Here is an 18,038-nt window from a genome sequence, read left to right on the forward strand (position 1 = left end):
CACACCGAACGGAGGTGCCACCGACCTAGAACATCCCGCACAGGGTGGGGACTTTTACCTGGCCACCAGCGGGGACATCAAACTGGCCGTTGACACGCGCCTAGCACTCGCTGCTGCGCTAACTGGACTAGTTCTGTTGGTCGCCTACCTAATTGACGTGGACGTCCCGTTTTTCGTAGCCGTCGTGCTCGCCGTGATTCTCAGTAGTCCAGTCTCGATGATCGTCCTCAAACCCCTACGAACTCGTATCAATCACCGGGCCGAAGCAATGGACTCCCGCCGAGCAACCAAGAAGGGACTCGCCAGACCGGACGCGCCATAGGTTGATATCAGACCAGCAAACATGGTCAGCAGGCCGCCTGTCCGACAGGTGCCGGAACATGCAGTGCAGTCTGCCGGATCGGTGAAACCAACGCAGTTCACCCTCAATGACCACAACCACCCGCACACCGATCCTCTCAAACGATCGGGGTAGGCGCCCATCTGTGTGGCCGTCGAACCGATCACTGCGCCCGCGGATTTGGCCCGACCTAGTCCCGCCTCGAAGCTCGCGACACCTGAGCGGGACCACTCGTCGTCACACCTCCCGCGCCGATGAGGCGGGTCATCCGACGACGTAGACTCCCCGGGTTCTCAGCCACTGTGCAGGATCGAGTTTGGGTCCATCTTGCTGCCAGACCTCGTAGTGCAGGTGTGGGCCGGTGGAGTAGCCGCGGTTTCCTACCGTTGCGATCTGCTCGCCGGCCAGGACTCGCTGTCCGACGCTCACCAGTGTCTCGTTGATGTGCCCGTACACGCCGATCGTGCCGTCGTCTTGCAGCACTCGTATCCATAGACCGAAGCCATCAGCCGGACCGGATTCGATGATCTGCCCGTCGCTGGTCGAGACCACCGGTGTGCCAATCGTGTTGGCGATGTCGAGGCCATAGTGCGTGGTACTCCATCGAGCTCCGTAACTCGAGGTCACGGTGCCGTAGGTCGGTGCCGCCGACCGCGGCCGTTGCGGCACCGGGGGTTCAGGCGGCCGCGCGCGATCTGGCTGTGTCAGTTCTCGCATAGCCGAGGTCAGCTCATCGCGTGACGATGCACGTGCCGACGTGCGGCTTCGCTGTTCGTCCACCGATCCGACGGTTACAGAGCGTGGGGCTGCTGCGGGCTGGACGTCGACGGGCACGCCAGCCTGAGTCAGGGGAGTGACCGTCAGGTCGTGTCGATCGGCGACCGCAGTGGCCGCAGTCCCGCCGGCAGCGCATAGAACCACCGCGGCCATGAGTGATCCACCCAACCCGGCCGCAGCCGCCGACCGAGTTGAGGTGCCCGAGACCTCCTCGCCCTCGAGCACCTCGAGAAAGCCTGACTGAGCTTGCTCGCTGGACTGAGGTTCAACGACCCACAACGCCCGCTCCCACGGTGCGGTAGGCGCTGCCGATGGATGCCTGCCGAGGTCGAGCGGGCGCTGTGAGCGAGGCGGCCCGAAAGCTCGATGGCCAGGCCCGGCTTGGCGGGGCAAGGCAGTACGCGAGCGCGCAGTGTGTGGACGGCCACTGCGAGGTGGGTATGACAGCGACGCCCCGGGCGCCGTCGTCGATCGAGCATGCGGCGAGTAGGAGGGCACCGGGGCGCCCGAGAAGATGGGCCGCGTGAACCCAGCCGACACCTCGGGTTGGACAGGCATTCGGTGTCGCCCGGCCGCATGCACGACGTGTGAATGCTGGGGCCCCGCGAGTCCAGGGGTGAGGCTCGCCGATGCGCCGCGCCGGAACGCAGAGATACCAGCGGAGGGCGGGCTGGGATCAGCTTTGCGATGCCGTGCCAAGAGGAGTCCTTCAGTCCAAGCGTCAGTCCGGATGAAAACAGTTCGATATCGAACGAGCCACAGACAGGTTACTACTATCCAGGTTAGTTTCTCCCCGCTGGCCCCAAAATCGATTCTTCGAGCTCTGCGCAGCTCCGACGGTGCGCTTGGTTGACCAGCGGGTACATTGTGGCCGACTACGCGTCGGCGTCAATGCGTGCGCAAGTTCTCGCCTGGGCAACTGCGTCGATAACGAAGCGTCCGGCTCGTAACGGTCACCATAGATCGAACCGACTGGTGGCTTGGCTGACAGCCCCTGTCGCCGACAGCCTGCACTCGACGATCACCCGCCAGAGAGCGCGACAGCGGTCCTGGCATGATCGGCCGCATGCGTGGACTGCTACGAGCGCTCGGGTGGGGTGCGGTCCTCGCCGCTGCTGCCGGGATTGCTGCCCACTATTCTGGCCTGGTCAGCAATCTCGTGTCCCGGGTGGCGGCGTTCACGCCGGTGCTGATCATCGTCGGCGTCGTCGGTCTGCTGCTGTTGCTCGCTGCGCGCGCCTGGCTCTCCGCGGCGGGAGCTGTGCTCGTCATCGCCGTGGGCGTGACGGCGCAGGCCCCGCTGTATCGGGGGGCGGACGAACAAGTCTCGGACTCGGACCTGACCGTGATGCAGGCCAATATCTATCTCGGGCAGGCTGATCCGGACGCGCTAGTGTCGCGGGTGCGCGACTCAGGCGTTGACGTCGTGACGGTGGTCGAGCTGACGTCTGAGGCGGTGGGAGCCCTCGAGCGCGCCGGGTTGCGGCAAGCCTTGCCGTTTGCGTTTCTTCGTCCCCGAGACGGTGGAGGTGGAGCTGGCATCTATGCGCGGGCCCCGCTGACCGACGGGCAACTCTTGCGTGGGTTCGAACTGTCGAATCTTCGTGCGCGACTGTTGCTTCCGAACCGATCGCCAATTTCGATCTATGCACTGCACCCGTTGCCGCCGTATCCCGAACCGTCGTGGCGCTGGGATGCCGAGCTCCGCGAGTTGCACTCGATCCTCTTCGCCGACACAGATCCACTGATCATCGGCGCCGATGCGAACTCGACCTACGATCACCGCTCCTTCCGGCAGCTACTGTCGGGACCGCCGGATTCGCCCCAGCTGACCGACGCCGCCGAGCATCTCGGATCGGGCGTCGTCGCGACCTATCCTGCCGGCCGGCCCTACCCGTCGCTGCTTGCGCTCGACCGGGTGCTGACACGCAATGGCCCGACACCGACATCGTTCCAGCGGATCGATCTGCCGGGCTCCGATCATCACGGGGTGCTCGCGAGCATCCGGCTCAGCGAAGGATGACGTCCCCGAGTAATCTCGAACCATCGGAACACCTCGGTTCGTGACCGACAGCCTTATGTCAACTCGATCGAGCCTGGCAAGCTATCTCCCCCAACGCTTTCCATATGCCGCCACTGGCTACTTCATGATTCAGCCGGGTGGCGCCGGTGAGGGTGGAGGTGGGTTGCGGTCGCCGGGTTGGGGAATCGGGAAGGTCATCGACAGGCTCGGTGGGTCCGGTGGTGCGAGCCGGCTTTGGGGGTTGGCGCGCACCGCGGCCTCAGCCTCGGCCAGGGGCGCGGAGGCTCTGCCGCGGGCTTGCTGTTCGGTCACCGGTTTGCGGCCGTCAACCGGGATGAGGGTGTACCACTCCTCGGACTCGAGGTAGCGGGTGGCGAACAGGTACCACTGGCCGACCTTGAGTGGTGTGTCGCCGTTGACGGAAATGTAGACACCGTCTTTGACTCCGCCTTGCTGGTTGACTACCACGCTCTCGAAGACTTCGCCCTTGATCGCTGTTTTGGTGAGCACGCTGTACTGAGTTTCGGGGAGCGGCCCGAGTGCCTTGGCGCCAGCAGCTGATTCGACACGGCCGCTGAAGACGTGTGTGGAGATCGCCATCAGATTACGCAAGTCAGAGGTGTCGGTAATCGAGTCCGCATGGGCGGTCGAGGTGGCCGTGGCCGATTCGAGGGGCGGGATGCCCTCATTGACGGTTTGTTCGCCGCACGCGGCCAAGGTGGCAGCGGCGAGGATGCCGGCGATGCCGAGTGTGAGGGCCGCCGGTCGTGCTGCTCGGTGGTGGGTCATCAGAATCCCCACTTGTTGTGGTATAGGTCGCGGGTGAGGCCGGTGGGTGTGTAGGACGTTTCGCGGGCCCCGTCATTATCTGCTATCAGGTCGTTGGAGCAGGTGGAACAGCCCCAGTGCGTGCCCGACCTCAGTCCAAGTTATGTCACTTTCTAGTAAAAGTGCCTGTCCCCCAGCTGTTTTAATGTGCCGATAATTTACGTTATGTAAAGTAGGCGATGCCGAGTATCCCGCGAACTCGACCTCTCCCAGAGCGGGCCAAATGGCAGGTGGCTTGGTAGAGGAGCCTAACGAGCTATCCGATTGTTAGCTGGTGGCGACTGTGCCTTCCGTGATTGCATCACGCAGCACGTGCTTGAGAATCTTCCCCGAGGGGTTACGGGGAATGGGCCGGGTGATGAGCTCGCGCGGAAGCTTGTAACCCGCAATGAACTGGGATCCGTACTCGCGGAGCGACTCCAAGGTGACCTCGCGGCCCTCGACCGGGGTGACGACGGCGATGAGGCTCTCCCCGAACATCTCGTCCGGCCGCCCGACGACCGCCACATCGGCCACGTCCGGGTGGCCGGCGAGGGCCTGTTCGACCTCCACCGAGTACACGTTGCGCCCGCCCGTGATGATCATGTCCTTCATCCGATCAACGATCGTGATAAACCCGTCGGCGTCCCGGACCGCCACGTCGCCGCTGTGCAGCCAGCCGTCGCGGAGCGCATCGGCGGTGGCCTCGGGCTTGTTCCAGTAGCCCTTCATGATGGTCTCGCCTCGGTAAATGATCTCCCCGGGCTCGCCGACCGCGGTGTCGTTGCCCTCGTCGTCGACGATCCGCGTCTCGGCGTTAGTGATGGACGCCCGTCCGGTGGCATCTGGGCGGGCGCGTACTTCGTCCGGAGTGAGGAAGATGCCGGTCGGGCCGCCTTCGGTTTGGCCGCACAGCTGGAAGAACTGCACGTGCGGCAGGGTGGCGAGCAAGCTGGTCGCCGCGCTCGGCGGCATTGGTGCGGCGCCGAAGAAGCCCAGCCGCCACGCGGACAGATCGCGCGTGCCGAGCTCGGGGTGCTGCAGCAGTATCTGGTACATGGTGGGCACGCCCAGGAACACGGTGATGCGGTGCTTCTCCAGCGCATCCAGGACCGCCTTGGGCTCGAACGCTGGCAGCACCACGTGAGTGGTGCCCAGGCTGAACCCTGACATAACGAACAGGACCAGCTCCGCGCAGTGGTACATCGGCGCGACGTGCAGATTCCGGTCGAAGATATTCATACCGAGTGCGGAAACCGAGTTCCCCACCCACAGCATGCGGTGATGGTCGAACAACGCTCCCTTGGGACGCCCGGTCGTGCCCGAGGTGTAGAGGATAATGCAGTCGTCGTCCTCGATGACCTCCACTTCCGGCGCGGTGGTCGGCATGGTGTCTGCGAGCCGCGCGATGCCCTGCGCGGCGGGCTCGTCCAGCACCAGACTTTGCGGCGCGGACGGCAGCGGATCGAGTTCGTCGAGGCCGGCCACCACCACCGCGAGCCCCTCGGAGTACAGCAGCACCGTCGCACCGGAGTCCTCGAGCAGGTAGCGAAGTTCGCGGGCCGGCACGCGAGGGTTGAGAGGCACGGCGACGGCCCCCAGTCGGAACGCTCCGTACAGGCCCAGGATGTACGCGTCGGAGTTCGGACTCAGCAGTGCCACCCTGTCGCCCTTGCCGACTCCGAGCGACGCCAACGCGTGCGCATACTGATTGATCCGGGCCGCGAGCTGCTCGTACGAGTAGGTGCTCTCGCCGAAGATCAGTGCGGTCTTGTCCGGGTGCCGGCGGGCATTGAGCGCGAGGGCGCCTCCGAGAGTGGCCATGGTGACTCCTGAGGTGTCGATGACTCCGGGATCGGGTATGTGACCCCGGACACAGCAGGAACAGTAACCGCCAGCGTGATGCTTGTACAGATGTTCAGTGAAAGTGAAACTCGGGTCAGGTGGCTGACCCGTGGGAACGATCGACAGCTCCTCCCCCGGACACGCTCACGCCGAGTTCGGGCTTGCTGTGCCCCTCGGTGTGGGTGAAGGTCCCGAGGTGGGTCCAGACGGCATCCACCAGCGGCTGCAGGAACAGTCGGCCCATCTGGTTGATGATCACGTCGACCACCTGGACGGAGTCGGCGCGACCTCGCGAGGCCGCGCCGGTCTCGCGCATCGCAACGACCTCCCGGTGGGTGAGTTCGGTGAGCCGCTCCAGCAGTTGCCCCCGCTGGCCGCCGGGTTCGAGTAGCGCCCGGCGGAGGTAGTTGACCACCTCCGGGTTTCTGAACAGCATTTCCGCGACGGATTCATTCCGGACGCGAGCGATTTCTTCGCCGGCCCCGTCGGTCGGCGCCGAAGCAAGGGCCGACGCAAAACGCTCCACGACGATCTGCTCCACGGCCTCGCGGAGGCCGTCTTTGGACCCGTAGTGATGGACCACCAGCCCGACAGTCACCCCGGCGGCGGCCGCGACCGCCCGCATCGGTGTGCGGTCCTCGCCGTTGGCCGCGTAAAGCTCGAGAGCGGCGTTGCGGATTCGCGCTTTGGCGGTGAGATCTTGGTCGCCGGAGTGCTGGGCGGGGCGGTCCACGCGGTCTCCCTTCGGTCGACAAACGAGTCTACGGGGACGCGCCAATCGCTAAAGCTATACAGTGGCTAAGTTTACTGACTACTTGTATAGTCGCTGGAATGAGTCCTCGATCGCTCCGACCCCTGGCCGGCATACAGGTCGTCTCTTTGGCTACCAACCTGCCCGGTCCGCTGGCCGTGGCAGGCCTTCGTGACCTCGGCGCAGCGGTGATCAAAGTGGAGCCGCCGGTGGGTGACGCCTTGGCCGTGGCCGCGCCCTCCTGGTACGCAGAACTGACACAGGGGGTGGAGGTTCGTCGGGCCGACCTCAAGAGTCGTAGCGGCCTGGAGGAGCTGACCAGGCTGCTCGATACGGCGGACGTGTTGGTGACCGCCATGCGCCCGTCAGCGTTCTGCCGACTCGGCCTCGGCGATCTCAGCGACCGCTACCCGCGGTTGTGCCATGTGGAGATCGTGGGCTACGACGGCGCCGACGAGGAGGTCGCGGGCCACGACCTGACCTATCAGGCGAGATACGGCACCATCCGGCCGCCGCACCTGCCGCTGGTCCCGGTCGCCGACACCGTCGGTGGGGAGCGGGCCATCTCGGCCGCCCTGGCACTGCTGCTGGCGCGGGGACAGCACGACTCCGGTGGACATCAACGCATCACTCTCGACGCGGCCGCGTACGACTCCGCGGCTGCCCTCCGGCACGGCCTGTTTGGCAATGGAGCACCACTGGGCGGGGCTCTGCCCTCCTACAACATCTATGCCACCGCCGACGGCCATATCGCCCTGGGGGCACTCGAGCCGCACTTCGAGGCCCGCACCAGAGAGGTACTCGATTGCGACGGCACATCCGCCGCCTACACCCGCGCCTTCGCCGCGCGCACCACGGCCCACTGGGAGGATCTGGCCGCGCGCCACGACATCCCGCTCAGCGCCGTTCGCGATGCCCACCCGGCCACAGCGCAGACCACTCACGCGCTCACGGCGACTACCGCCTGACCACCTTGAGGAAGGACCCAGTCATGACCGACTCCCCCCAGCCCCGTAGTTCCCGAGCCACCCGCGAGGCGGTGATCGTCGATGCCGTCCGGACCCCGGTCGGCAAGCGCGGCGGGGCGCTGGCCGCCTGGCATCCCGCCGATCTGCTGGGGGCCACCCTCAGTGAACTGGTTCGCCGCAGTGATGTGGCGCCGGAGAAAATCGACGACGTGATCGCTGGCTGTGTGATGACGCACGACCAGCAGAGCTCCAACATCGCCCGCCATGCTGTACTCTCCTCCGGCCTGCCCGATTCGGTGCCGGCCGTGACCGTGGACCGACAGTGCGGCTCGGGGCAGCAAGCTGTCGCATTTGCCGCCCACGGTGTGGAGGCGGGGTCCTACGACCTCGCCATCGCATGCGGCGTGGAGTCGATGTCACAGGTGGCGCTGCCATCCTCACTACAACCCGGCGCCCCGCTCGGCCCGCAGTACTCCCCCCGGGAGCTGGCCCGCTACGACGGCGGACTGCTGGTGCAGGGCCCGTCCAGTGAGCTGATGAACACCCGCTTCGACCTCAGCCGGGAGGAACTCGACGCGTTCAGCCGCCGGAGCCATGAGCGGGCGCTGGCTGCCACCCGCGACGGCCGCTTCGAGACCCAGCTGGTTCCGTTGCGCCGCGACCCGCTCGATGACTCCAGCGAGCCCGTGACCGCGGATGAGGGGATCCGGGCCGAGCTCGACCCGGAGAAGATGGCGTCCCTGCGGGCGGTGTTCGCCGAGGACGGCAAGACCACCGCAGCCAACTCCTCCCAGCTCAGCGACGGTGCCGCCGCACTACTCATCGCCGACCGTGAGTTCGCCGAGGCCCACGGGCTCACCCCCCGCGCCCGCTTCGTGGTCCACGCGGTCGCCGCGGCCGATCCGATCATCCAGTTCACCGCGATCCTCGAGTCCACCCGCAAGGCCCTGGTCCGGTCGGGGCTCACGGTGGACGATATCGACCTGTTCGAGGTCAACGAAGCGTTCGCGGGAGTACCGCTGATGTTCCAAAAAGAGTTCGGCGTCCCCGACGACAAACTCAACGTCAACGGCGGCTCGGTGGCCGTGGGCCATCCCCTCGGATCCACCGGCGCCCGCATGATGACGGACCTGCTGACCGAGCTCGAACGCACCGGCAGCCGATACGGGCTACAGACCATCTGCGAAGCCCACGGCACCGCTAACACCACCATCATCGAACGCCTCTGACGAGCCCCCTCCGTCCCAGCCACCGTCCCAACCCCACTTCAGGAGCACCAACATGACGTCCCACCCCATCGTCACCGGTCTGCCGTCGACACACGGTGACAGTTACCAGCTCAACACCACCACCCTGCTGCGGCACTCCGCCCGGACCTACCCCGAGCAGGAGATCGTATTCCGCACCATCGACGGGGGCTGGGACCGCTACACCTACGCAGACATGTTCGAGCGGGTCGGGAAGTCAGCCCACGCGCTCACCGGGCTGGGGGCCGGCCCCGGAACGGTGGTGGGAATCCTGGATTGGAACTCCAAACGCCATATGGAGCTGTACTGGGCGATTCCCGGTATCGCATCGGTGATGCTGCAGATGAACCTGCGGCTCGCCCCGGTGGACCTGGCCTATGTCACCGACCACGCCGAAGCCTCGATCGTGCTGGTCGACGAGTCCCTGCTGCCCGTGGCCGAGGCGCTGGTCGAGCAGGGCGTCGGGGTGAAGACCTGGGTGGTCATGACGGACAAGCCACTCTCGGAGATCTCCACCACCCTGCCCGGGGTCGTCCACTGGGAAGACGCGCTGACGGCCGCGGAATCGACCTTCGACTGGCCGATGATCGACGAAACCTCGGCGTACAGCGCGTGCTACACCACCGGCACCACCGGCCGCCCCAAGGGCGTGTACTACTCCCATCGCGGGATCTACCTCCACACTCTTGCCGAGGCAGCGCAGTTGAAGATGGGCGACGACGACACCGTCATGGTCATCACCCCGATGTTCCACGGCCAGGGCTGGGGACTGCCGCAGTCGGCCATCTACTCGGCCGCCAAGGTCGTGCTGCCCGGACGGTATACGGCCGAGGACACCTCTGTGCTGGTTGACGCGATGATCTCCGAGTCCGTCACCGTAGCCAACGGTGCCCCCGCGATCTTCGAGCCGATGCTCGACTACATCCGCACACTCAAGACGCGCCCGGACTTCAGCCGCGCCCGTCTGCTGTCCGGGGCGACCGAACCGTCGTTGACGCTCATGCGCGGCTTCCATGACCTCACCGGCGCCGACATCATCCACGCCTACGGCGCCACGGAGACCACTCCGCTGGTCACCGTCAACGCAGGCCTGAAGCACACGCTGCGGGACGTGCTCAGTGAGAAGGAGAAGTGGGATCTCAAGCGGGCCCAGGGTCTGCTGGTCAACGGGATCGACATCAAGGTCGTCGGACCGGACGGAACCGAACTACCCCACGACGGTGTCTCCCAGGGCGAGGTGCTCATGCGCGGCCCGTGGATCATCGAGCGCTACCACAAGATGGAAGACAAAGGCGGCGCGTTCGCCGATGGGTGGTGGCGCAGCGGCGATGCCGGCACGATCCGCCCCGACGGCTACCTCAAGCTGACCGACCGCATCAAGGACGTGGTCAAAAGCGGCGGCGAATGGATCTCCTCGATCGACATGGAAAACGCGATCGTCGCCCACCCACAGGTCCGCGAAGCCGCCGTGGTGGGGATCGAGCATCCCAAGTGGCAAGAGCGCCCGGTTGCGATCGTCGTCCAAGAAGACGGTGCCGATCTTGACGTCGACGACATCCACGCCGTGTTGGAAGACAAGTTCGCCAAGTGGCAACTGCCCGACATCGTCATCTTCGCCGACGCGCTGCCGCGCACCAGCGTCGGCAAGTTGGACAAAAAGACGCTACGCACCGACCACGCCGATCTCTACCGGGGAGCCGAGGAATGAACAACCGGAGCGGACACGATGATGTGGTGCGCAGCGAACGACGCGGAGCCGTCGCGATCCTGCGCATCAACCGACCCGAGGCCCGGAATGCACTGAACGCCGCGGTGTTCGCAGCCTTGAACGGGCACCTAGCCGAGCTGCGGACCGATGACTCCGTGCGCGCCATAGTTTTGGCCGGCGCGAGCGGCGTGTTCTGCGCTGGAGCAGACATCACCGCGTTCGACGCCCTGCGGGCCGATCCGTTGATCGGGCAGCGGCGGGCCTCCGGGGGGACTCTATGGGCCGACCTGGAGAACTTCCCCAAACCGGTGATCGCAGCCGTCGAGGGCCTGGCCCTGGGGGGCGGGCTCGAACTCGTCCTGGCCTGCGACACCAGCATCGTCGGCCAGGGTGCCCGCCTTGGATTACCCGAGGTCAAGCTCGGCGTCATCCCCGGCGGCGGCGGCACCCAACGACTCATCCGGGCGCTCGGCAAACCTCGCGCCATGGCACTGCTGCTCAGCGGCGACCTGGTCACCGGGACCGAGGCCGCCACCCTCGGCCTGGTGGGAAAGGTGGTCGACGACGACGAGGTCGTCGAACAGGCGATCGCCCTGGCGCAGCGGATCTCGGCTAATTCCCCGCTGGCCGTGGCCCTGGCCAAAGACGCCGCCCTGGCCGCGCAGACCGGGTCGATAGCCGCAGGGCTCGAGCACGAAAAGCGCAACTTCGTCTATTCACTCGCCTCAGACGACAGCCACGAGGGCCAGGCCGCCTTCGTGGCCAAGCGTTCGCCGAACTTCACCGGCCGCTGACCCGGCCCGACAAGGACAAGATCATGACCACCACCCTGTTCCCCGACCACCGCCCCACCTGGCAAACCGAGTCCCACGAGTTGCTACGGGACCACGCCCGCGCCTTCTTCGCCAGAGAAGTCACCCCCCGCCAGGCGGACTGGGCCCGGCAGGGCCACGTCGACCGCGAACTCTGGAACAGAGCCGGAGCGGCAGGCCTACTGCTCACCGACATCGCCGAAAAGGACGGCGGCGGGGGAGGCGACTTCGGCCACGAGGCTGTAGTGGCCCAGGAACTGGCGTACGCGCACGACAGCGCGTTCGGCTTCACCGTGCACTCCACGATCGTCAGCCACTACATCAACGCCTACGGGACCGAGGAGCAAAAGCGCCGCTGGCTACCCGGGCTCGCCTCCGGCGAGAAAGTGGTGGCCGTCGCCATGACCGAGCCTGGTACCGGCTCAGACCTGCAGAACGTCAAGACCACAGCGATCCGCGACGGCGACCACTACGTGGTCAACGGCGCCAAGACCTTCATCTCCAACGGCACCCACTGCGACTTGGTTGTCATCGTGGCCAAGACCGATCCAGCGGCCGGCGGCAAGGGCATCTCCCTACTAGTCGCCGAGGTCGACAATAACGTCGCGGGCTTCTCCCGCGGCGCCGTCCTCGAGAAGATCGGCATGCACGGATGGGACACCCGCGAACTCTTCTTTGACGACATGCGGGTACCGGTGGAGAACATCCTTGGCGAGGAGGGCTCCGGCTTCGCCGAACTCATGACCCAGTTGCCGCGGGAGCGACTCATCATCGGAGTCGCCGGCGTGGCAGTGGCCGAGGCCGCGGTGATCGAGACCATCCGGTACGTCAAAGAGCGCGATGCGTTCGGCAAGAAACTCCTGGACTTCCAGAACACCCAGTTCGTACTAGCCGAGTGCAAGGCCGACGTCTACGCCGGCAAGGCGCTGATCGACGACGGCATCCGCCGCCAGATCGACGGCACCCTCGACGCCGCCGGCGCCTCGATGATCAAGCTGTGGGCCACCGACATGCAGTGCCGCGTGGTGGACAAGTGCCTACAGCTGTTCGGTGGCTACGGCTACATGATGGAGTACCCCATCGCCCAGATGTACACCGCCTCCCGCGTGCAGCGGATCTACGGCGGCACCAACGAGATCATGAAGCTGCTCGTAGCCAGGTCGCTGTGAACGCCACTCCCCCAAGTCCGTCCGTCTACGCCGAAGACTTCACCCCGGGCCAGATCCTCGAACTGGGCGATCACACCGTCTCCAAGGCCGAACTGGTGGATTTCGCCACACGCTGGGACGCACAGTGGTTTCACATCGATGAGGAAGCGGCCGATCAGGGACACTTCCGCGGACTCATCGCCAGCGGGGTACACACCATCGCCATCGCTCAACGGCTGCTCACACAAACAGTGCTCAACCAATGGGCAGTGATCGCCGGGCTCGGATTCGACCGGGTCCGGTTCCCGGTGCCCGTCCGACCCGGGAACGTTCTCACCGGAACCGTCCGGATTGCCGAGGTCACTCTCGACGGAACACGCGGGCGAGTGAAGATGGAGATGCGGCTGACCGATCAGGACGACCACACCGTCCTCTACGCCGAACTGACCATCGTCATGTGGCAAAGAGAGCAGGCCACGACACCGTCCGGAGGCTTCAACTGACACACGGCAGGACGTCACCAGAAAGAGCCACGGTCCCGCCCTACATCGACGAAGCGACCTTCATCTCGTATCCGCAAGTCAGCGTGGGACGTGACGACCCCACCTCACGACGGTGGCTCAAGGTAGTCAAACCCCCGTCCGAGCGCGTCCGCTAGCTAGCGATCGATTTCGCGACACTCACAGAACCAGTCGTTTCCGCAGGGCAGCAGTGTCCGAAAACTCGTGTCGCCTTGCCACCCACATCGAGCACCGGTAACCAGACGTTATGACAAGTAGCGGGTGCTGAGTTGTAAGTTCTGCGAACTCGACACCTCCCGGACATTCTCTCGCCCGCCCTGTCCGGCACCCCGACTGACCTGCACGTCGTCACGTGACGGACCGCTTCCCGGGGCCGCCTCTGAGTGCAGTGGCCCAACCTCCGCGGACTGACTGGCAATGCCGCTACCTGCGACCTCTTGTGTTGATTCGCGCAAAGTGCGATACTTTCGCATATATCGCGAACCATGTTTGGGTGGTGCGAGATGGCAGATCAGGATCCTCCGCCGGGGTCGGCGCGGCTGCAATTGGCCGACGGCATCGCTGTCCTGCGGCCGGAAGCCGCGGTGTTCGAGGCGATGGTCACCGGGTGGTCGCACCAGCAGATGGCCCGGAACCTGTCCGTTGGCACGATCGCGGCCCAGGTCGCCACGATCCGGCGGTTCCAGGACTTCTGCGGTGTCGCCGGCCCCTGGCACTGGACGCCCCGATGGTCGATGACTGGTTCACCGAACTGCGCGGGGTCCACGGCCTGGCCCTGGGCACGGTGCTGAGCTACCAGGGTGCACTGCGGCATTTCATGGACTACCTGCTCGATCCGGCCTACGAGTGGACCCAGCAATGCCAGGACCGATTCGACACGCATCCGATACAGATCATCACCGAGGCCAACTCGGCCCGCCACACCTACGAGGGCCCCGACAATCCACTCAAACGGGCCTACACCACCGATGAACTGCAGGACCTTTGCGATTTCGCGGACGATCAGGTCAACCACCGTTTCGAGGCTGGCTCGAAGGGCGCGATGGTGGCCCTGCGGACCGCGACGATCATCAAGGTCGCCTACGCGTGGGGCCTGCGTCGCAACGAAGTCCGCATGCTGGATCTGACAGACTTCGGACCGAACCCTCGAGCACCACAGTTCGGCCAGTTCGGGTTCTGCTACGTCCGCCACGGCAAACCCGGCAAGGGATCTGCGGCCAAGCGGCGTGGCGTCCTGACGGTCCCGGAGACCGCCTGGGCGATCGACTGCCTCAAACGATGGATCGACCAGGGCCGCACCACCTTTGACCACCCGGTCGGGACCGCATTGTTCCCGACCGAGCGATCCGAGCGCATCTCGAACGGCGCGTTGTCCCATAGCTTCGCCGACCTCTGCGACACCGCCGGCCTGACCGATCCCGGACTGGATTTTCACTCCCTGCGCCGCAGCTACGTCACGCTGCTGGTCGAGTCCGGATACGACACCCGCTTCATCCAGGAACAAGTCGGACACAAGTACGCCTCAACCACCTCGCTCTACACCTTCGTCTCCCCCGACTACCGCAGCCGTGTCGTGGCCGCCGCACTTCGCGCCGCGGCCAAACGCCTGCCCGAAAGGACCGACCAGCAATGAAACACCGGATCGCCTACCAGTGGCGACTACGCCAGGTCATGACCGACCGAGATATGCACACCCTGTCCGACCTGATCACGCCATTGCACGACGTGGGAATCGAACTCTCCGCCTCCCAGCTCTACCGCCTCCTGGGACGCACCCCTGAGCGACTGCCCCTGGCCCTACTCGGAGCGCTGTGCCACGTCCTGGACTGCACCGTCGAAGACCTCTGCGTCTTCCACGTCGACACCTCCCCCTCCAGACGCACCGCCACAGCCACCGACGCCTCCCCCGCAACCGACGTGCCACTGCGACCGAAGCGGGCACACATCCACCGACCCGGACCGACGGCGTAGACCCCCAGGCAGGCGGCGGACACATGGCTGACACATCGAAGTACCACTGCACACGGTGCAACGACGAGCAGCAGCATCGCGGAGTGCGCTGGCCCGAGGGCTTCGTCTGCCGCCGCTGCTACCAACAGGCCACCCGCCGACGCGGCACCTGCCCCCGCTGCCAACGCCCGGATCGACTGCTGCCTGGCCTCGCCAACGACCAGCCCATCTGCACTGACTGTGCCGGAATCGACGACCCCCGACTGACCTGCACCCGCTGCGGAGACCAGGACGAACCCCACCGCCGAGGACTGTGCGCACGATGCTGCCTCACCGACGACCTGACCGCTGAAGTGCCCCGGGTTTGATGGAGACATCGATTACCCGGGGCACTTCAATGGGATCTGCCCAGAAGTTGGCCATCTCGGGTTTTCGGGTTGTCAGGACAAGGGCTTCACTCCCTGGCCTGCGAGTGCTTCGGAGAGGCGGACGGAGTCGCCGCTGGTCTGGCAGACGTGGGCGCGGTGCAGTAGCCGATCCACTGTCGCGGTGGCGATGGTCTTGGGCATGAGTTCGTCGAAACCGGCCGGGTGCAGGTTCGAGCTGATCGCGATGGCACGTTTCTCGTAGGCGGCGTCCACCAGGCGGTAAAGCCCATTCGCTAGGCACCCGGACCGAACTTCTCGACGCGGTGCGCACGATCCGTTCCCGGGGGTTCGCGTCGAGCAAGGAGGAGAGCGAGGAGGATGTCGCCTCCCTCGCCGTCGCACTGGCCTCGACCCGCTCTCCGCGGTTGGCTGTCAAGGCCTCGCTGCCGCTCAGTCGCATGAGCTCGGCGACCGAGCAGGACATCCTCACTCGGCTGGTAGCTGCGGCGGAGGAGATCGACCATCTCCTGCTCTGATCGGCGTGGTCAGGCCGAAGTCGGCTGGGCCTCAGGCTGGACTGGGCTGCCCGCCGTCCCGGTCCAGCCGGTTGCCGGTCCCCTGGACGTGGCGCACGAAGGACCGTACCGCCGGGGCGATGCCTCCTTCGCGTGACCAGTAGATCCACAGCGGGGCGCTCATCGGGGTGTGCTCGTCGACCAGCACTGGCCATCTGGCCGAGTCGTCGGCACTGAGGTTGTCGTCGGCGATGACGGCCACGCCCAGCCCTGCCCGGGCGAGCGCAACGATGGTGGTGGCGTTGACGCTCTCCGACGTGATGTCGAGCCCGAAGCCCCCTGCCCGCAGCGCCGGCTCCAGCAGGCGCCGGGTGAGGCTATCGGCGTGCCCGGTGAGCACCGGCTGGCCACGCAATTCAGCGACCAAGACGTGGCTCCGGCCCCGCCACGGGTGGTCGTCGGAGGTCACCACCGCCAGCCGCACGTCGCCGAGCTGGTGGCCCGCAAGACGCTGGTCGGCCTGCCCGAGGCCCGTCACGAGATCGACGTCCCCGTTAAGCACCTGTTCGATCGCGGGCAGGCCCGAGTACTCGTGGACGGCGACGTGGATAGCGGGATGCGCCGACCGGAAGGTGCCGATCAGGGGCGCGAGGAACCGTGACACGTGCGGATATGCGCAGGCCACCGTGACGACGCCCGCTCGACCGCGAGCGAGTTCGTGGGCAAACTGGGAGACCGACTCCGCTCGATTCAGCAGGTAATGGGCGCGGGGCAGCAATTGATTCCCGGCACCGGTGAGCTGTACTCCGCGGCCGGACCTCTCGAAGAGGGCGATGCCCAGCTCCGCCTCCAGCGCCTTGATCGAACGCCACAGCGAGGGCTGCGGCACATCGAGGGTGGCGGCGGCGCGGAGGAACGACCCCTCGCGGGCCACCGCAACGAGATACCTGAGTTGACGCAGCTCCACGCACGGCTCCTAGTTTCACCAGTGAATAGCTCGATACCAAAATAGCCCATAGACAGCCTGTGATGAAGGTCATACTCTTTTATGTGTACTGCAATGCAGAAAGCCGTCCTAACTTGAGGAGAATTGGATGTCGGAGTCTGGTGGAGAAACCGTGGCCACTGCGCGGCAGCGTCAGCTGGTCGAGCGGGCACTCGGTGAGTGGCAGGGCGAGGCGGCGGGTCGAGTCATCGTTGTCACCGGTGGAGCCCGCGGCATCGGCCGTTCCCTCTGCGAGGGACTGTTGCGCGCCGGCGCCAAGGTCGTTGCAGCGGACCTGACGTGGGACGACGCTGACGACTTCCGCAAGCAGCTGGAGTCGGACGGCAGCGGCATGGCCGTCGACATGGACATCACCGACGACGACGCCCTCGACGCCGCCCGAGACGCTGTAATCGACAGGTTCGGGACCGTCGACGTCCTAGTGAACAACGCGTCTCTGGTCTCCGAAACCCTCTTCCCGCCCACAGGCCACCGGAACACCCTTGACACGACCGACCGCGACTGGGAGGTGATGTTCGGCGTCAACGTGTTCGGCACGCTGAAGGCCATCCGCCGGTTCATCGAGCCGATGCGGGCCCAGCAGCGGGGCAGCATCGTCAACGTCGTCAGCAGTGGCGTCCTGGCCGTCGCCGCCGGCGGCGGCTACCACGGGCTGCGCCCGTGGACGGTCGAGATGCCTTACCAGGCCACCAAGGCCGCCGTGATGGCGCTGACCTTCTACCTCGCCGAGGAAGTGCGCGGCGACGGGGTCGCGGTTAACGCGATCATGCCGGGGCACACCCGAGCGTCGTGGTTCGACGCCACCGCCCGGGCCTTCAACGAGCAGGGCATTGCCTACTTCATGCGCCCGGCGATTCCCGAGCACCTGCTGCCGATCTCGCTCTTCCTCGCCGCCCAGGACAGCGCGGGGACGTCCGGGCGCCTCTACTACGTGCCGGAGTGGAACTACGACCACGGCTACGGGGACTACGCCGCCTGGCAGGACCATGAGCTGCCTCCGGACATGGAGGAGATCTACAGCCGGCTGGAAGCCGCGACCCCGTCATACGAGCGGGCCGGCGTGGCCCACCTCCCCTTCGACGCGCAGGGTGCCCTGTACGCCGCGGGCATGGCAAACCTCGGGGCCCAGAACAGTTGGACCAGCAATGACAGCGCTCAGTGATACCGCAGACGCCCAGACGATCCGCCTACAGGTGGGCCGTTCGGGTCCGCCCTCCCATCTCACCTCACGCAACCCGTCAGACCCCGAGAG

16 protein-coding genes and 3 pseudogenes are annotated in these 18,038 nt (G+C 65.9%); 13 read left to right on the forward strand and 6 right to left on the reverse strand.

The genetic code is table 11. The features are described 5' to 3' along the window. The first annotated feature begins 82 nt into the window (after nt 1–82). Nucleotides 83–322 (forward strand): DUF4229 domain-containing protein, encoded by a 240-nt coding sequence (locus ACFUEJ_RS20765; RefSeq protein WP_388031619.1) that lies wholly within the window; start codon nt 83–85, stop codon nt 320–322. 282 nt (nt 323–604) lie between these two features. On the opposite strand, the gene ACFUEJ_RS20770 is transcribed toward ACFUEJ_RS20765, so the two are convergent. Beyond that, nucleotides 605–967: a M23 family metallopeptidase gene (locus tag ACFUEJ_RS20770; protein ID WP_338858013.1), complete on the reverse strand. Its 363-nt coding sequence runs from the start codon at nt 965–967 to the stop codon at nt 605–607. A 1,318-nt stretch (nt 968–2,285) separates the two neighbouring features. On the opposite strand from ACFUEJ_RS20770, the gene ACFUEJ_RS20775 reads away from it, so the two are divergent. Further along, nucleotides 2,286–3,140, forward strand: coding sequence for an endonuclease/exonuclease/phosphatase family protein (locus ACFUEJ_RS20775; RefSeq protein ID WP_338086033.1), 855 nt, complete (start codon nt 2,286–2,288; stop codon nt 3,138–3,140). 129 nt (nt 3,141–3,269) lie between these two features. Here ACFUEJ_RS20775 and ACFUEJ_RS20780 read toward each other — a convergent pair whose 3' ends face one another. From ACFUEJ_RS20780 to ACFUEJ_RS20790, 3 genes are all read right to left on the reverse strand, one after another. Continuing rightward, nucleotides 3,270–3,929, reverse strand: coding sequence for a hypothetical protein (locus ACFUEJ_RS20780; RefSeq protein WP_277244574.1), 660 nt, complete (start codon nt 3,927–3,929; stop codon nt 3,270–3,272). Nucleotides 3,930–4,235: 306 nt separating this feature from the next. After that, nucleotides 4,236–5,771 (reverse strand): long-chain fatty acid--CoA ligase, encoded by a 1,536-nt coding sequence (locus ACFUEJ_RS20785; RefSeq protein WP_388031595.1) that lies wholly within the window; start codon nt 5,769–5,771, stop codon nt 4,236–4,238. 115 nt (nt 5,772–5,886) lie between these two features. Then, a complete protein-coding gene (locus ACFUEJ_RS20790; RefSeq protein ID WP_055476451.1) occupies nt 5,887–6,525 on the reverse strand; it encodes a TetR/AcrR family transcriptional regulator in 639 nt (212 codons plus the stop codon). Nucleotides 6,526–6,623: 98 nt separating this feature from the next. Between ACFUEJ_RS20790 and ACFUEJ_RS20795 the strand changes: the two genes are divergently transcribed. The 9 genes and pseudogenes from ACFUEJ_RS20795 to ACFUEJ_RS20835 all read left to right on the forward strand — a co-directional run. Then, nucleotides 6,624–7,511, forward strand: a complete 888-nt coding sequence (locus tag ACFUEJ_RS20795) for a CoA transferase (protein ID WP_388031598.1) — start codon at nt 6,624–6,626, stop codon at nt 7,509–7,511. 23 nt (nt 7,512–7,534) lie between these two features. Then, nucleotides 7,535–8,740, forward strand: a complete 1,206-nt coding sequence (locus tag ACFUEJ_RS20800; protein WP_055476449.1) for a thiolase family protein — start codon at nt 7,535–7,537, stop codon at nt 8,738–8,740. 52 nt (nt 8,741–8,792) lie between these two features. Then, nucleotides 8,793–10,466, forward strand: a complete 1,674-nt coding sequence (locus tag ACFUEJ_RS20805) for a long-chain-fatty-acid--CoA ligase (protein ID WP_006897082.1) — start codon at nt 8,793–8,795, stop codon at nt 10,464–10,466. Then, complete coding sequence (locus ACFUEJ_RS20810) at nt 10,463–11,260, forward strand: enoyl-CoA hydratase/isomerase family protein (protein ID WP_008382197.1); 798 nt, start codon at nt 10,463–10,465, stop codon at nt 11,258–11,260. Before ACFUEJ_RS20805 ends, ACFUEJ_RS20810 begins: the two co-directional genes overlap by 4 nt. Nucleotides 11,261–11,283: 23 nt before the next feature. Beyond that, nucleotides 11,284–12,447, forward strand: a complete 1,164-nt coding sequence (locus tag ACFUEJ_RS20815; RefSeq protein WP_008382198.1) for an acyl-CoA dehydrogenase family protein — start codon at nt 11,284–11,286, stop codon at nt 12,445–12,447. Continuing rightward, entirely contained in the window at nt 12,444–12,929 is a 486-nt protein-coding gene (locus tag ACFUEJ_RS20820; RefSeq protein WP_055476448.1) for a MaoC/PaaZ C-terminal domain-containing protein, read from the forward strand. Before ACFUEJ_RS20815 ends, ACFUEJ_RS20820 begins: the two co-directional genes overlap by 4 nt. Before the next feature lie 521 nt (nt 12,930–13,450). After that, a complete protein-coding gene (locus ACFUEJ_RS20825; RefSeq protein WP_006897078.1) occupies nt 13,451–13,738 on the forward strand; it encodes a hypothetical protein in 288 nt (95 codons plus the stop codon). Continuing rightward, the gene (locus ACFUEJ_RS20830; RefSeq protein WP_006897077.1) at nt 13,675–14,580 is read left to right on the forward strand and encodes a tyrosine-type recombinase/integrase; all 906 of its coding nucleotides are present in this window, start codon (nt 13,675–13,677) and stop codon (nt 14,578–14,580) included. The genes ACFUEJ_RS20825 and ACFUEJ_RS20830 overlap by 64 nt, the downstream gene beginning before the upstream one ends. Further along, nucleotides 14,577–14,810 (forward strand): annotated as a pseudogene (locus tag ACFUEJ_RS20835) (helix-turn-helix domain-containing protein); the annotation flags it as partial. The gene ACFUEJ_RS20830 and the pseudogene ACFUEJ_RS20835, both read left to right, overlap by 4 nt. Nucleotides 14,811–15,337: 527 nt before the next feature. On the opposite strand, the pseudogene ACFUEJ_RS20840 reads toward ACFUEJ_RS20835, so the two are convergent. After that, a pseudogene (locus ACFUEJ_RS20840) lies at nt 15,338–15,559 on the reverse strand (ATP-binding protein); the annotation flags it as partial. 17 nt (nt 15,560–15,576) lie between these two features. Between ACFUEJ_RS20840 and ACFUEJ_RS20845 the strand changes: the two are divergent. Continuing rightward, nucleotides 15,577–15,801, forward strand: a pseudogene (locus ACFUEJ_RS20845) (IclR family transcriptional regulator C-terminal domain-containing protein); the annotation flags it as partial. A gap of 31 nt (nt 15,802–15,832) precedes the next feature. Here ACFUEJ_RS20845 and ACFUEJ_RS20850 read toward each other — a convergent pair. Beyond that, nucleotides 15,833–16,747 carry a LysR family transcriptional regulator gene (locus tag ACFUEJ_RS20850; RefSeq protein WP_006897072.1) on the reverse strand — a complete coding sequence of 305 codons (915 nt, stop codon included), beginning with the start codon at nt 16,745–16,747 and terminating at the stop codon, nt 15,833–15,835. 151 nt (nt 16,748–16,898) lie between these two features. Here ACFUEJ_RS20850 and ACFUEJ_RS20855 point away from each other — a divergent pair, with 151 nt between their 5' ends. Further along, nucleotides 16,899–17,948: an SDR family NAD(P)-dependent oxidoreductase gene (locus tag ACFUEJ_RS20855; protein ID WP_101841495.1), complete on the forward strand. Its 1,050-nt coding sequence runs from the start codon at nt 16,899–16,901 to the stop codon at nt 17,946–17,948. Nucleotides 17,949–18,038: the final 90 nt, after the last annotated feature.

The sequence above is a fragment of the Gordonia sp. NPDC057258 genome (genome assembly GCF_042668985.1).
Lineage (GTDB): Bacteria > Actinomycetota > Actinomycetes > Mycobacteriales > Mycobacteriaceae > Gordonia > Gordonia hongkongensis.

Coding starts and splice junctions, on each gene's coding strand:
- ACFUEJ_RS20780 (WP_277244574.1), bottom strand. CDS start 3,929: ATGACCCACCACCGAGCAGCACGACCGGCGGCCCTCACACTCGGCATC.
- ACFUEJ_RS20785 (WP_388031595.1), bottom strand. CDS start 5,771: ATGGCCACTCTCGGAGGCGCCCTCGCGCTCAATGCCCGCCGGCACCCG.
- ACFUEJ_RS20795 (WP_388031598.1), top strand. CDS start 6,624: ATGAGTCCTCGATCGCTCCGACCCCTGGCCGGCATACAGGTCGTCTCT.
- ACFUEJ_RS20800 (WP_055476449.1), top strand. CDS start 7,535: ATGACCGACTCCCCCCAGCCCCGTAGTTCCCGAGCCACCCGCGAGGCG.
- ACFUEJ_RS20805 (WP_006897082.1), top strand. CDS start 8,793: ATGACGTCCCACCCCATCGTCACCGGTCTGCCGTCGACACACGGTGAC.
- ACFUEJ_RS20810 (WP_008382197.1), top strand. CDS start 10,463: ATGAACAACCGGAGCGGACACGATGATGTGGTGCGCAGCGAACGACGC.
- ACFUEJ_RS20815 (WP_008382198.1), top strand. CDS start 11,284: ATGACCACCACCCTGTTCCCCGACCACCGCCCCACCTGGCAAACCGAG.
- ACFUEJ_RS20825 (WP_006897078.1), top strand. CDS start 13,451: ATGGCAGATCAGGATCCTCCGCCGGGGTCGGCGCGGCTGCAATTGGCC.
- ACFUEJ_RS20830 (WP_006897077.1), top strand. CDS start 13,675: ATGGTCGATGACTGGTTCACCGAACTGCGCGGGGTCCACGGCCTGGCC.